This is a genomic window from Mesorhizobium sp. M0195, assembly GCF_040322115.1.
Taxonomy (GTDB): domain Bacteria; phylum Pseudomonadota; class Alphaproteobacteria; order Rhizobiales; family Rhizobiaceae; genus Mesorhizobium.
In genome coordinates this window covers 290803-304766 of the sequence record NZ_JAMYSV010000003.1, presented here as the reverse complement: position 1 = coordinate 304766, position 13964 = coordinate 290803, and the positions used below count along the sequence as shown (strand labels likewise).

11 protein-coding genes are annotated in these 13964 nt (G+C 64.6%); 5 read left to right on the top strand and 6 right to left on the bottom strand.

Annotation, left to right across the window (positions count from 1 at the left end):
* Window positions 1–52: 52 nt before the first annotated feature.
* The 6 genes from NKJ12_RS09660 to NKJ12_RS09635 all read right to left on the bottom strand — a co-directional run bounded on the left by NKJ12_RS09660 (window position 53) and on the right by NKJ12_RS09635 (window position 6885).
* Complete coding sequence (locus tag NKJ12_RS09660; protein ID WP_352506094.1) at window positions 53–883, bottom strand: ATP-binding cassette domain-containing protein; 831 nt, start codon at window positions 881–883, stop codon at window positions 53–55.
* Window positions 876–1766: an ABC transporter ATP-binding protein gene (locus NKJ12_RS09655; protein ID WP_352506095.1), complete on the bottom strand. Its 891-nt coding sequence runs from the start codon at window positions 1764–1766 to the stop codon at window positions 876–878. Before NKJ12_RS09655 ends, NKJ12_RS09660 begins: the two co-directional genes overlap by 8 nt.
* Window positions 1763–2611: an ABC transporter permease gene (locus NKJ12_RS09650; protein ID WP_352506096.1), complete on the bottom strand. Its 849-nt coding sequence runs from the start codon at window positions 2609–2611 to the stop codon at window positions 1763–1765. Before NKJ12_RS09650 ends, NKJ12_RS09655 begins: the two co-directional genes overlap by 4 nt.
* Window positions 2604–3611 carry an ABC transporter permease gene (locus NKJ12_RS09645; RefSeq protein ID WP_352506097.1) on the bottom strand — a complete coding sequence of 336 codons (1008 nt, stop codon included), beginning with the start codon at window positions 3609–3611 and terminating at the stop codon, window positions 2604–2606. The genes NKJ12_RS09650 and NKJ12_RS09645 overlap by 8 nt, the downstream gene beginning before the upstream one ends.
* 64 nt (window positions 3612–3675) lie before the next feature.
* On the bottom strand, window positions 3676–5202 hold the full coding sequence (locus NKJ12_RS09640; protein WP_352702389.1) for an ABC transporter substrate-binding protein: 1527 nt from the start codon (window positions 5200–5202) through the stop codon (window positions 3676–3678).
* A gap of 108 nt (window positions 5203–5310) precedes the next feature.
* Window positions 5311–6885, bottom strand: a complete 1575-nt coding sequence (locus tag NKJ12_RS09635; protein WP_352702387.1) for a phytoene desaturase family protein — start codon at window positions 6883–6885, stop codon at window positions 5311–5313.
* Between the two features lie 117 nt (window positions 6886–7002).
* On the opposite strand from NKJ12_RS09635, the gene NKJ12_RS09630 reads away from it, so the two are divergent.
* The 5 genes from NKJ12_RS09630 to NKJ12_RS09610 all read left to right on the top strand — a co-directional run bounded on the left by NKJ12_RS09630 (window position 7003) and on the right by NKJ12_RS09610 (window position 13931).
* The gene (locus NKJ12_RS09630) at window positions 7003–7794 is read left to right on the top strand and encodes a cyclase family protein (protein ID WP_254816222.1); all 792 of its coding nucleotides are present in this window, start codon (window positions 7003–7005) and stop codon (window positions 7792–7794) included.
* Between the two features lie 306 nt (window positions 7795–8100).
* A complete protein-coding gene (locus tag NKJ12_RS09625; RefSeq protein WP_352702386.1) occupies window positions 8101–9672 on the top strand; it encodes a phytoene desaturase family protein in 1572 nt (523 codons plus the stop codon).
* Entirely contained in the window at window positions 9672–10151 is a 480-nt protein-coding gene (locus tag NKJ12_RS09620) for a MarR family winged helix-turn-helix transcriptional regulator (RefSeq protein WP_352455076.1), read from the top strand. Before NKJ12_RS09625 ends, NKJ12_RS09620 begins: the two co-directional genes overlap by 1 nt.
* 44 nt (window positions 10152–10195) lie before the next feature.
* Window positions 10196–12349, top strand: coding sequence for a thiamine pyrophosphate-dependent enzyme (locus NKJ12_RS09615; protein ID WP_352702384.1), 2154 nt, complete (start codon window positions 10196–10198; stop codon window positions 12347–12349).
* Window positions 12342–13931 carry an indolepyruvate oxidoreductase subunit beta family protein gene (locus NKJ12_RS09610; protein ID WP_352702381.1) on the top strand — a complete coding sequence of 530 codons (1590 nt, stop codon included), beginning with the start codon at window positions 12342–12344 and terminating at the stop codon, window positions 13929–13931. The genes NKJ12_RS09615 and NKJ12_RS09610 overlap by 8 nt, the downstream gene beginning before the upstream one ends.
* Window positions 13932–13964: the final 33 nt, after the last annotated feature.

Genomic DNA, 13964 nt, shown 5'->3' with positions numbered 1-13964 from the left:
CTTGTCGGCGCACGTCGGGGGCCCGCTCTTCGGCGTGCGAGTAGGAATGTGTTCATGCCGGCGCCTTTGCGGCGGGAAGCAGCCAGGCGTCATCGATCTCGGGCAGCGGAATGGCGGCGAGGAGGTCGCGCGTGTAAGCCTGCTGCGGCTTCTCGAACAAAGTATCCGTCGCACTGGCTTCGACGATCGCGCCTTCGCGCATGACGATCACTTGCCGGCAGAGCCGCCGGATCACTGACAGGTCATGGCTGATGAACGCAACGGTCAGGCCCATCTCGGCGGCGAGTTTTTCCAGCAGCGTCAGGATCTGTGCCTGCGTCGACACGTCGAGGCCTGAGACGATTTCGTCGGCCAGCACGAATTTCGGCGACAGCGCCAGCGCGCGGGCAATGCCGACGCGCTGGCGCTGGCCGCCCGACAATTCATGACGATAGCGGCTGGCGAAGCCTTGAGGCAGGCCGACGCGCTGAAGCGCTTCAGCAACTCGGGCTTTCAGATTGTCGCCGAGGCCATTCTGTTTGAGTGGTGCGGCGATGATGCTGGCGATGGTGCGGCGTGGGTTAAGCGACGACATCGGGTCCTGGAAGATCATCTGCAGATCGCGGCGGACGGGCCGTAGCTCCGCCTCAGGCAGATGCGTGATGTCGCGGCCGTCGAAGCTGACGCTGCCGGCGCTGGGCTCCAGCAGACGCACCAGCGCGCGGCCGAGCGTCGATTTCCCCGACCCGGATTCGCCGACGATGCCGGTCACCGATCCCCTGGGCAGATCGAAGTCCAGGCCTTTCAGGATCTCGGCCAGCGGAGCGCGGCCAAACAACGGCTTGCGCGTCATGTCGGGTAAGGCAACCTTCAGCCCACGCACGGAAAACAGCGGCTCAGCCATGCGGGTGCCTCCAGGCCTGATCGGCGGCGGCGATCTCCGCGGCTAGCCCGGCCAGTACCGCCTCGTCCACGGGTTTCAGCGAAGCGAGGGGATCGGTGTAGCGCGGCGTCGCGGCCATCAGCGCCCGCGTATAGGGGTGCTGCGGGGCAGCGAAGAGAGCAGCCGTCTCGGCCTCCTCCACCACCTTGCCGGCGTAGAGCACTGAAACTTTCTGGCTTATCTTGGCGACGACGCCGAGATCGTGGGTAACGAACAGGATCGCCGTACCATGCTCGCGCTGCAATTGCGCGATCAGCCGCAAGATCTGCTTCTGCACGGTCACGTCGAGCGCCGTGGTCGGCTCGTCGGCGACGATCAGCCTTGGTTCGGCTGCGAACGCCGCGGCGATCAGCACGCGCTGGCGCATGCCGCCGGACAGCTCGTGCGGATAGCATTTGAGGACACGCTCGGGGTCGCGGATCTGCACCTCGTCCAGCAATTGGCGGATGCGTGTATCGGCCTTCTCACCGCTCCAGCCGAGGATGCGCACCAGCCGGTCGGTCATCTGTGGGCCGATTCGCCGTGACGGATTGAGCGCGGTCAGCGGGTCCTGCGGGATCAGCGCGGTGCGCGCGCCGATCAACGGGCGCCTTGCCTTCGGCTGAAGCTTGCCGAGGTCCTCGCCCTCGAGCAGCATGTCGCCTTCGACAATGCGCACGCTGGGTGGCAGCACGCCGAGCACCGCCTTGCCGATCATCGTCTTGCCGGCGCCGCTCTCGCCGACCAGCGCGCGGACCTCGCCGGGTTGAACGGAAAGCGATACCGAGCGCAACACGCGCAAGCCATTAGGCAGCACCGCGCTAAGGTCGCGTATGTCGAGGCAGGATTTCGCCAGCGCGTTCATCGCAGCACCGGATCGAAACGTGCCCTGAGACCTTCGCCGAACTGGCTGAACGACAGCACCGTAAGGATCAGGGTGACCAGCGGGAACACCAGCACCCACCAGGCCTGATGGACCGACAAGCGACCCTCTGCGATGATGCCGCCCCAGGTCGGGTCGTCGGTCGAGATCGACAGATTGACGAAGGACAGGATCGCCTCAACGATGACGGCAATGCCCATCTCCAGCGACAGCAGCGCCACGATCGACGGCACCACATTGGGCAGCACTTCGCGCAGCATGATGCCGATGCGGCCGTAACCGGCGATGCGGGCGTTCTCGACATAGTCCATGCGCGACTGGCCCATCGTCTCGGCGCGGATCACCCGGCAGAAGCGCGTCCAGTCGATGACGGCAATGGCAATGATAACCGAGCTCAAGCCGGTGCCGAGCACTGCGACCAGAAGGATGGCAAACAGCACCGGGGGAAACGCCATCCAGACATCGACGATACGCGAGATGATGCGGTCGGCCCAGCCGCCGAAATAGCCGGCGATCAGCCCCAGCGTCGAGCCGACCAGGCAGGCGGCAAGGGCTGCCGCGAAGGCGACGATGAAGGCGATGCGGGCACCGAAGATCAGCCGTGACAGAAGATCGCGGCCGAGGCTGTCGGTGCCGAGCCAGTAGCCGGGCTCAGCATCGCTCAGCCAGAACGGCGGCAGCCGCTCCAGCATCAAATCCTGCGCCAGTGGGTCCTGCGGCGCGACCAACGGCGCAAAAATCGCGGCCAGCAGCGCAATCAGCAGCCAACCGCCGGCCAGCCACAGGCGTGCCCGCGAGCCATGTCTTGAAATGCGGGCCTCATCCACGGCGCAGCCTCGGATTAAGCAGCGCATATATCATGTCCACGCTGAGGTTGATCAGCACGAACAACAGCGCGAACACCAGCACGATGCCCTGGATCAGCGGCAGGTCGCGGTTGATGACGGCATCGATCGCCATGTTGCCGAGACCCTCATAGGAAAATAGCCGCTCGACGATGACCGTGCCGCCGATCAGGAAGGTGAACTGCACGCCGACCAGAGTGAGCGTCGGCAGGGCGGCGTTCTTCAACGCCTCGCGCAGGATGACCTGCGTTTCCGAAAAGCCCTTTACCCGCGCCAACACGACATAGTCGAGGTCGAGCACTTCCTTCAACGACTGTTTCAGCAGCTGCGAGATGATTGCGGCGAGTGGCAGCGCCAAAGCCACGGCCGGCATCAGCATATGCGCCAGCAGGTCCTTGGTCAGGTCGAAGCGCAGCCGCACGATGCTCTCGAACAAATAGAACTGCGTGACGAAGGGCAGATCGAGCTGCGGCGACACCCGGCCGGAAATGTCGAAAACCGGCACCAGCACGCCGAACAGAAGGATCAGCACCAAACCCCACAGGAAATCGGGAATCGAGAGCGCCGCACCGCTGGCGATGTCGATGCCAGCCTCGACTGCGGTGCCGCGTTCGCGCGCGCCGAGGATCGCCGTCGTGCCGCCGATTGCCAGCGCCATCAAGAGCGCGACGATCGCGAGTTCCAGCGTCGCCGGCAGGCGGTTGAGGACCAGGCCCAGAACATCCTGCCGGAGCGAAATCGAGGTGCCGAAATCGCCCCTGACGACACCTGCCAGCCAGATGAAAAATTGCTGGACGATGGTCTTGTCCAGCCCGTAAAGCGCGCGCAGACGCGCGATGTCGGCATCGGTTGCACCGGGCGGCAGCATCATCGCGATCGGATCGCCTGGCGCGACACGGATGACGACGAAGACGACGACGGCCACGCCGAACAGCGTGATCGCCATCGTCAGAAGACGGATCAGGAATCTTTGCAGCAGCATGGTCGCCCGTGACAGAAAATGCGCGCCGTCATTCCGGACGGCGCGCGGCAAGCCGAAGACTGTCTCAGGCCGGGCTCATCAGCGCCGGCAACAGCGCGCCCGACACATGCTGCACGACATTGACGCCCTTGGCATGCACGATCGGCTGCGCATACTGGATCAGCGGCAGGACATAGGCCTGCTCGGCAATGTACTTGTCGACGGCCTTCCAGCCGGCAATGCGCTTGGCCTCGTCCTTCTCGCCCCACAGCGGGTTGATCATGTCGATCAGATCCTGACTGTCCCACACCGAATGCGGGCTCGGGCCATACATGGCAAAGCCGGTCGAGGTGGTCGGGTCGCCGATGGCGTTGCCCCAATTGTAGAAGGCGGCCGGCGCCAGCTTGTCGGCGGCGCGCAACTCATAGTGCTTGGCGATCTCGTAGACCTCGATCGTCGCCTCGATGCCGACCTTGCGCCACATGCCTACGATCGCCTGGATCATCTCGTAGTCCTTGGGCTTGAAGCCCTTGGTCGTCTGTATCGTGAACTTGACCGGCTTTTCCGGCGAATAGCCGGAGGCGGCCAGCAATTCCTTGGCCTTTTCCGGGTTATGCTCGGCTTTGATCGACGCATCGTAGGCGGCGTATTCCGGCGTCTCCAGCGTATCGATGGGCTGGCCGTAACCGCGCAGCAGCCGGTCGACCAAAAGCTTTTTATCGACCGCCATCACCGCTGCCTGGCGCACGTTCTTGTCCAGCATCACGTCGATGTCGTTGAAGAAGATCATGCCGATGTCGGAAACATTCTTGCATGAGCCGGTAAGTCCGTCCTTGGCGATCAGGCGGTCATATTCCTCATAGGGGATTTCGAGAGTCACCTGCGAGGAGCCGGACTCGATCTCGGCGACGCGGCTCGCCGCATCGGTGACGAACTTGATGGTTACGTTTTCGAAGGCCGGCTTGCCGCCCCAGTAGTTCGGGTTGGCCTTGAGCCGCAGGAAGGCGTTGCGCTCGAATTTGTTGACCATATAGGGCCCGGTGCCGATCGGGGCTTTCTCAAAACCCTCGGCGCCGACCTTTTCGTAATAGGCCTTCGGCATGATGTAGCCGGTGAGGAACGACATCCATTTGAAATACACCGGGTCGAATTGCACGACGTCGCCGGTGATCTTGTTGCCGTCGATCTTGAAGTTGTTGACGTTCTTCCAGACGAACTGGATCGGGTTGCCGGTCTTTTCATCGCCCGCCCGCTGCAGCGACCAGACCACGTCTTCGGCCGTGAATGGCGAACCGTCATGCCAGGTGACGCCCTCGCGCACCGTCATCATGATCTTGCTGCGATCCTCGTTCCAGCCCCATTCGGTGAGCAGGCCGGGCGCGAAAGAAAGGTCCGGCTTCTGCGGGATGAACTGGTCGAACACCGATTGGTAGAGACCCTGGATGGTCGGGTTGACCGCCGAAGGCCCGGTGGTCGGGTCCCAGGACGGTAGGTTGACGTTGTAGGCGATAGTCAGTTCGCCGGCAGCCTTGGCGATTTGCGGCAGGCCGAGCGCCGTGGCGCCAAGCGCGGCCGCGCCATATCCGAGCAATTCTCGTCTGTTGATTGTCATGGTCGTTCCCCTGTTGCTTTTATGCGCGGTGTCGTTGTCGTTTCGTGGGTTCAGGCTCCTTGGGCAACCGCGCCTTGTCCTCCTTCACCCTAGTTGAAAATTACGGCTTTACCTCCCGCCAAGTTGTTGCGCGAGCATGAAACCTGAGCCTGCACCGGTGCCGGCGCCCGGCCATGTTGCCGCCCCGGTCAGGTGCAGATTGCCGATCGGCGTGTTCCAGCCGGCGTAACCGCGCGCCGGCCGGAACAGGAAATTCTGCGCCAGATGATGGCTGCCGCAGACCTGGTCGCCGCCGACCAGGTTGGGATTCTCGCGTTCGAGGTCGATGGGCGAGAACACGGCGCGGCCGAGGATCTTCCGGCGAAGGCCGGGCGCATAGCGCTCTATAATGTCGAGGACGCGCTCGCCGTAGTGCTCCCTAGCCTCGTCCCAGTGGGCCGGCGCGATCATGCCCGCCGCATCGCCCACAATCTCGGCCGGCAGCATGCGCACCTGCACCCAGAGCACATGCTTGCCGTCCGGCGCGCGCGACGGATCGACCGCGGTCGGCTGGCCGACGACCAGCACCGGCTCTTCCGGCAGCATGCCTGCCATCGCCTGCTGATAGGTTCGCGACATGGCGTCGAGCGACGGCGAGAGATGCACATAGGCGAACTGCCGAAGCTCGGCGCCGGCGCGCCAGTCCGGCAAATCGTCGAGTGCCAGATGGATCATCATCGTGCCCGGCGCGTGGCGGAATTTTTTCATGGCCGTGTCGAAGCCGGCGTCGCCCGATCCATTGGGCAACAGTTTCCCGGTCAGCGCCTTGGGTGCGACACCGGCGATGACGGCCCTGGTGGCGGTGTGAGTCTCGCCGGAAGCGAGCCGCACGCCGGTCGCCTTGCCGGCCGAAACCGTGATCTCGGCGACATCAGCCCCAGTGACGATCTTGCCGCCGGCTGCCGTGAGCATGCCCGACAAAGCGCGGATGATCGTGTCGGCGCCGCCTCTGCCGAGCAGCATGCCGAAGCACTGGTTGGCCATCGATTCGAGGTAAGGAAATACCGCGCCGCCAGCGATGTCAGGCGCGAAATCGAGATGCATGCCCCAGGTGGCCAGCGTCGCCCTGACATGCGGTGACTCGAAAGTCTGCTCGAGCCACGCGCGGGGTGAGGAAAGCAGTAATCGGCCGGTATCGAGCGCGCCGCCAATACCCTTCTTGCGCCAGAGCTTCCAGGCCGTGCCGGCGAGCGCACGCCCACTCATCGGCGAGCCCAGCAGCCGGAACAGATGCTCGGCCTCCGCCGGGAATGCCGCAACCAGACGGCGCCATGTGGCTGCGTCGGTCGCGGAGAAGGCGGTCATCCGTCCAGTGGTCTTCTCCAGGTCGCTGCTGACGCCGAACCAGCGACCGTCGGGGAAGGCGCTGGCAAAACAGTCGGCCACCGGCACGAATTCCAGCCCGTGGGTTTTCAATTCATTTGCATATTTCCTGTGAAAGGCCGAGCCGGCGAACAGGCCCAGATTCATTGCGCCGAAATCGTGCCGGAAGCCTGGAAGCGTGAATTCACGCGTCTGGACGGCGCCGCCGATCGTTGGATTGCGGTCGAAAACCGCTGTTTTCCAGCCTTTGAACGCCAGATGCGCGGCGCATGCCAGACTGTTGTGGCCTGCCCCGACAAATATGGCGTCGAACTCGCTCACGCCCCGTCCCATTTCCTTTATGCTTAAAGATAATTGCAGATGCATATGTTTTCGTCTAGTAGGATATTAAGGGCCGCGAGAGCCTTCAGCACCATTGAGAAAGAGGGAACAGAGACCATGGACACACAACAACTCCTCGGCGACGTCGCCGGCCAGCTTCTTTCAGGCGCCATCCAGGTGGTCGACCTGACGGCGCCGCTCGGACCCAACACGCCGCTGATCAAGCTGCCGCCGGAGCTGGCGGTGGACACGCCGAAGGTCGAGATCCACGCCATCTCCCACTATGACAAGAACGGTCCGTGGTGGGCCTGGAACTGGCTGAAGCTCGGCGAACACTCGGGCACGCATTTCGACGCGCCGCAGCACTGGATCACCGGCAAGGATTATCCGGACGGTGCCACCGACACCATTCCGGTTCAGAATTTCGTCGGCCCGGTCAATGTCATCGACTGCTCGAAGCAAGCCGCCGCCGATCACGACTTCCTGCTCACCGTCGACCACATCAAGGCCTGGGAAGCCGAACATGGCGCTATCAACGCGGGCGAATGGGTGGTGATGCGCACCGACTGGTACAAGCGCAACGGCTCGGAAGCCGAGTTCCTCAACGCCAATGAGACCGGACCGCACACGCCCGGACCGACGGCCGAGGCCATCCAGTATCTGATCAGCAAGGACATCAAGGGCTGGGGCAGCGAGACGATCGGCACGGATGCTGGCAAAGCAGGGGGAATGGAGCCGCCATTCCCGGCGCACAGCCTGATGCACAAGGCCAACCGCTATGGGCTCGCCAGCCTGTGCAACCTCGACCGGCTGCCGCCGAAGGGCGCGATCCTGATCGCCGCACCGCTCAAGATCGAGCACGGCACCGGCAGCCCGATCCGCGCACTGGCGCTCGTGCCGAGACAATAGGGCAACTGGCGGTCTTCGGGAGAAGATCATGCTTGCAGGCAATGCTGTGGTGACGGGTTGGGAGCGGCAGTCTTGCAAGGCTGCGACTCTACGGCGCCCTCCCCTGTCCTGCCGGACATCTCCCTCATTTGGGGGGAGATTGGCAGTTTCGGCGCCTCGCTCATTCCTGCGGCGTTGGAGAGTGGCGAAGGCCGCGGTGACAGCCGATCTCCCCCCAAGTGGGGGAGATGTCCGGCAGGACAGAGGGGGGCGCCGTAGAGCGCCAATCTCTGCAATTGGACTCCTGCCGGTTAGGAGCAACCCTCGATGAGCGATATCGATCACATCATCGTCGGAAGCGGCATCAACGCGCTGGTTTGCGCGGCGATGCTTGGCGGCAAGGGGGCGAAGGTGCTGGTGCTCGAGCGCAACGACCGCATCGGCGGCTGCATGCGCACCGAAGAAATCACCGCGCCCGGCTTCATCCACGACGTGATGGCGACGACCTTCGTCCTGTTCATCACCTCACCGGCCTATGCGGCATTGGGCAAGGATCTGGCGCGGCACGGCCTGGAGTTTTGCAACACCTCCACGCCGACCGGCGTGCTGCGCCCGGACGGCAGCCACGCCGTCCTGCGCACCGATCGTATCGCCAATGTCACGGCGGCCAATGCGCTTGCCGCGGGCGACGGCGACCGGCACCGCAGCGATGTCGGCGAGATCGAGCGCAATGCTGGCCTGCTGTTCGGTCTGCTCGGCGGAAGCCTGTGGTCTTACCCGACGGCAAAGCTGCTCGCGGGCGAAGCCTGGCGGCGCGGCCCGCGTGGCCTTGCCGCCTTTCTCGGCAGCGCGCTGGTGCCAGCGCGCGGTTGGTTGGAAAGCACTTACCAGTCGGAAACCATGCGCGCGCTGTGGGCGCCCTGGGTGCTGCATGCCGGCCTCGGGCCTGAGGACGCGTTCTCCGGCCAGATCGCCAAGGTCATCGCCTTCGCGCTTGAGGCGGCCGGCGCGCCGATCGTCAAGGGCGGTGCCAGGCATCTGCTGTCCGCGTTCGAAGCGCTGATCAGGGAACGTGGCGGCGAAATCCGCACTGGCGCCGACGTCGCGGCCATCGTCCAAAGCGGCGGCCGCGCCGCCGGCGTGCGGCTGGCTTCGGGCGAAACGATCAGCGTGAACAAGAGCGTCATCTGCTCGGTCACGCCGACCCAGCTCTACGAGCGGCTGCTCGGCGACGCGGCGCCGAAAGCCGACGTCGAGGCAGCGCAAAAATACCGCTATGGCAAGGGCGATTTCCAGATCCACTACGCCTTGGACAAGCCGCCGGCATGGCGCGGCGAGGGCCTGGACAAGGTCGCGCTGCTGCATCTGACACCGGGGCTCGACGGCGTCTCGAAGGCCTGCAACGAAGCCGTGCGCGGCATGCTGCCGGAGGTGCCGACCATCTGCGTCGGCCAGCCGCACGCGCTCGACCCATCGCGCTGCCCGGACGGCAAGGCGATCCTGTGGCTGCAACTGCCCGAGGCGCCACGCCATATCAAGGGCGATGCCGCCGGCAAACTGCAAACACCGGCAGACGGTCGCTGGACCGAGGCGCTGCGCGAAGCCTACGCCGACCGTGCCGAAGCGATCCTCGCCAGCCATATCGATGGGTTCAAGAACAGCGTCATCGCGCGCCGCGCCTGTTCGCCGGCTGACCTGGAAGCGATGAACATCAATCTGGTCGGCGGCGACCCCTATGGCGGTTCCTCGACCATCGACCAGTCGTTTCTGTGGCGGCCGCTCAAGACGAGCCGCAATCACGAAACCGGGGTCAGGGGTCTCTACCACATCGGCGCCTCGACCCATCCGGGTGCTGGCTTGGGCGGCGGCTCCGGCTTTCTCGTGGCGGGGAGGCTGTGATGGAACAGAAGGTTGAAAAACGCCAGCGCATCTCGACTTTGGGCCAGATCGGCCTGCAGCAGTTCGCGCCCTATCTGATGAACCGCATCATGGGCCGCTACAACGCCACGCTGCGCGACAATTTCCGCAAGCAAGGCCTGACCATTCCGCAGGTGCGCACGCTCGCCGTGTTGTCGGTCACCGATGGCGTCACCGTCAACGATCTCTCGGTCTATACCGTCATCGAGCAGTCGACCTTGAGCCGCACGCTCGACACGCTGGAGGGGCAAGGGTTTGTTCGGCGCGAGCAGGGGGTCACCGACAGCCGTATCCGCCATGTGTTCCTGACCGACGATGGCCGCGCCGAGTTCGCGCGCGCCTGGCCGGCCATGCACGATGCTTTCGAGGCAATGTTCGACGATGTCGACGATGCCGAATACGCGGCGCTGATCGCGACATTGCAGAAGATGCTGAAGAACATTCGCAAGCACGACATCTAAGCTTACGCGCCGCCGGATCCCGGCGGCAACGGAAGGAGTCCAAAATGGCCGAACGGTCTTTTGCCAAGGAAGTCGAAAAGCTCAGGCTCGGCGCCGGCGAGGAGTTTTCCGGCGAAGGCATTCTCGCCCTCACCAAGGCGCTGCTGCAATGCGGCGTCGGCTATGTCGGCGGCTATCAGGGTGCACCGATCAGCCATTTGATGGACGTGCTGGCCGACGCGCAGGATATTCTGGGCGAGCTCGGCGTGCATTTCGAGGCGAGCGCCTCGGAAGCCACCGCCACCGCCATGCTGGCGGCATCGGTGCACTATCCGATCCGTGGCGCGGCCACCTTCAAGTCTACGGTCGGCACCAATGTCGCCTCCGACGCGCTCGCCAATCTCGCTTCCGGCGGCGTCACCGGCGGTGCATTGATCATCGTCGGCGAGGATTACGGCGAAGGCTCCTCGATCATGCAGGAGCGCAGCCACGCCTTCGCCATGAAGAGTCAGGTCTGGCTGCTCGACCCGCGCCCGAACCTGCCGTCGATCGTCAAGACGGTGGAGGACGGCTTCGAGCTGTCCGAGGTTTCCAACACGCCGGTCATGCTGCAGGTCCGCATTCGCTGCTGCCATGTCCACGGCCATTTCATCGCCAAGGACAACAAGCGCCCGGCGATGACGGTGGCCGATGCGCTCGAGGCGCCGCGCCGCGACACCGGCCGCATCGTGCTGCCGCCCGCGTCCTTCCTGCACGAGAAAGAAAAGGTGCAGAAACGCTGGCCGGCGGCGGTCGATTTCATCCGTACCAATAAGGTCAACGAGTTTTTCGGCCCGGAGCACGGCTCGGTCGGCATCGTCATGCAGGGCGGCATGTACAATTCGGTCATCCGGGCGCTGCAGCGGCTCGGCCTCGCCGACACCTATGGCGACACCGACGTGCCGCTCTATGTGCTGAACGCCGTCTACCCGCTGGTCGATGACGAATTCCTGTCCTTCTGCGAAGGCAAGGACGCCGTGCTCGTCGTCGAGGAAGGCCAGCCCAACTACATCGAACAGGCCTTTGCCGCGATGCTGCACAAGGCCGGCCGCGGCACCAAGCTCGTTGGCAAGGAACATCTGCCTATGGCCGGCGAATATACCGGCCAGGTGATGCTCGACGGCATCGGATCGTTCCTGCGTGCCACCATCCCGCATCTGCTGCCAAGCGAGGTCCGCGCGCCCAACAAGATCGGCGACGGGCTCGACACCGCCGACCTGATCAACGTCGTCCCGGGCCGGCCGCCCGGCTTCTGCGTCGGCTGCCCGGAGCGGCCGATCTTCGCCGCCACCAAGCTGGTCGAGCAGGAGCTGGGCAAGCACCACATCGCCTCCGACATCGGCTGTCATTTGTTCTCGATCATGCCGCCTTTCGAGCTCGGTGCCACCACCATGGGCTACGGGCTGGGGCCGGCCTCGGCCTCGGCGTTCAACTCGCCCGATGCCAAGCGCCGCTCGATCTCCTTCGTCGGCGACGGCGGCTTCTGGCACAACGGCCTGACGTCCTCGATCGGCAATGCCGTGTTCAACAAGAACGATGGCGTCATCGTCATCGTCGATAATTTCTATTCGGCGGCGACGGGAGGGCAGGATATCCTTTCCTCCCGCGCCGGCAACAAGACGAAGTCGACCAAGCATCCGATCACCGAGGCGGTGAAAGGCATGGGCGTCAAATGGCTGCGCCACATCGACCGCACCTATGATGTGACCAGGATGCAGGACACGCTGCGCGAGGCGCTGACGACGGACGAGAAGGGCCCGAAAGTCATCGTCGCCTCGTCCGAATGCATGCTCAACCGCCAGCGTCGCGAGAAGCCTTTGGTCGACAAGGCGATCAAGGGCGGTGAGCGGGTCGTCAAGCCGAAATTCGGCGTCGACGAGGACATCTGCACCGGCGACCATGCCTGCATGCGGCTCTCCGGCTGTCCGTCGCTGTCGGTGAAGTCGCTCGATGACCCGCTGCGCGACGATCCGGTGGCGCATATCGACCAGAGCTGCGTCGGCTGCGGCAATTGTGGCGAGGTTGCCGATGCGGCGGTGCTGTGCCCATCCTTCTACAGAGCCGACGTGGTGCATAATCCAAGCCGCTGGGACCGTTTGCTTGAAGCCGCGCGGCGCGCCACGATCCGCCTCTTGCAGCGCCGCCGCGAAAGCCGGCGGCTGATATTCGCCGATGCTTGACGCTGTCCCATCAACCCGTTCCAAGGCCGGCGCGCTGGACGACGGGCGCATCATAAAGCTTGCCGTGCTGGCGGTTGGCGGCCAGGGCGGCGGCGTTTTGGCCGACTGGATCACCGACGTCGCCGAGCGCAACGGCTACGTCGCCCAATCGACCTCGGTTGCCGGCGTCGCCCAGCGCACCGGCGCCACCATCTACTATGTCGAAATGTGCCGCGACACCGGCCGGCTGCCGGTCTTCGCGCTGTCGCCGTCGCAGGGCGACGTCGATATATTGATCGCCGCCGAACTGATGGAAGCCGGCCGCGCCATCATCCGCGGGTTCGTCACGCCGGAGCGCACCACGCTGATCGCCTCGTCGCACCGCATCGCAGCGGTCTCCGAGAAGATCGAACCCGGCGACGGCCGCGCATCGTCCTCGAAGGTGCACGCCACGGCTGAAGCCGCGGCCAAGCGCTTCATCGCCTTCGACATGGAGAAGATCGCCGTCGATAACGGCTCGATGATCTCGGCCAGCCTGCTCGGTGCGCTGGCCGGGTCCGATGCCTTGCCGTTCACACGCGAGAGCTATGAGCAGGCCATCGGCGCCGGCGGCCGCGGCGTCAAGGCAAGCCTCGCCGCCTTCGCCGCCGCCTACGATCGGGCGCGCGCCATCGCGAGTGCGCCTTCGGGCGACAAGACTGCACAGCCGGCGGCCGCTGAAACCCGCTCGGCCGCGGCGACAAATGTCAGCGGGCCGGAAAGCCTGTTGAAGGGCTGGCAACAACTGGCGGCGCGCGTCGCTGCTTTGCCTTTACCCGTGCACGACATGGCGCTTCGCGGCCTGAAAAAAGTCGTCGACTACCAGGACGTCGCCTATGGCGGCGAGTATCTCGACCGGCTCGACCGGGCGGTCGTCCTGGACAATGCCGAACATGACTACGTGCTGTCGATCGCCGCGGCCAAGCATCTGGCCAACGCCATGTGCTACGACGACATGATCCGCGTCGCCGATCTGAAGACACGCTCGACGCGCGACCAGCGCGTACGCCGCGAAGTCGGTGTCAAGCAAGGCTCAGTCCTGCAGGTGACCGAATATTTCCATCCGCGCATCGAGGAATTCTGCGGCACGCTGCCGGCCGGGCTCGGCAGCTACATCGAGGACCGGCCGAAGCTCGCCGCCTTTCTCGACCGCCGCATCAATCGCGGCCGCCACATCCGCACCGACAGTTTCGCCGGCTTTGCCGCTTTGTGGTTCATCGGCGGCTTGCGCCGCTGGCGCCGCCGCCTGCTGCGTCACAAGGTCGAGACCGCGCATCTCGATCGCTGGTATGCGCTGGCGCTGGGCCAAGTCGGCCAAGACTACGCGCTTGGTACGGAGATCCTCAACTGCCGCCGGCTGATCAAGGGTTACAGCGACACCCACGCCCGCGCGCAGTCGAAATTCGACCGGGTGCTGTCGGCGCTCGACTTGGTCAAGGGCCACCCGGACGCCGCCGACTGGATCCGGCGCCTGCGCGAAGCGGCGCTGAAGGACGAGAAGGGCGACATGCTCGACGGCGCGCTGAAGACCGTGGCGTCGCTGGGCGACAATCCGGTGAGGTGAGGCGCTCCTTCGACCCGGCTGCAACTCAGTCTG

Coding starts and splice junctions, on each gene's coding strand:
- NKJ12_RS09625 (WP_352702386.1), top strand. CDS start 8,101: ATGAGCGATATCGATCACATCATCGTCGGAAGCGGCATCAACGCGCTG.
- NKJ12_RS09645 (WP_352506097.1), bottom strand. CDS start 3,611: ATGCTGCTGCAAAGATTCCTGATCCGTCTTCTGACGATGGCGATCACG.
- NKJ12_RS09655 (WP_352506095.1), bottom strand. CDS start 1,766: ATGAACGCGCTGGCGAAATCCTGCCTCGACATACGCGACCTTAGCGCG.
- NKJ12_RS09640 (WP_352702389.1), bottom strand. CDS start 5,202: ATGACAATCAACAGACGAGAATTGCTCGGATATGGCGCGGCCGCGCTT.
- NKJ12_RS09610 (WP_352702381.1), top strand. CDS start 12,342: ATGCTTGACGCTGTCCCATCAACCCGTTCCAAGGCCGGCGCGCTGGAC.
- NKJ12_RS09620 (WP_352455076.1), top strand. CDS start 9,672: ATGGAACAGAAGGTTGAAAAACGCCAGCGCATCTCGACTTTGGGCCAG.
- NKJ12_RS09630 (WP_254816222.1), top strand. CDS start 7,003: ATGGACACACAACAACTCCTCGGCGACGTCGCCGGCCAGCTTCTTTCA.
- NKJ12_RS09615 (WP_352702384.1), top strand. CDS start 10,196: ATGGCCGAACGGTCTTTTGCCAAGGAAGTCGAAAAGCTCAGGCTCGGC.
- NKJ12_RS09660 (WP_352506094.1), bottom strand. CDS start 883: ATGGCTGAGCCGCTGTTTTCCGTGCGTGGGCTGAAGGTTGCCTTACCC.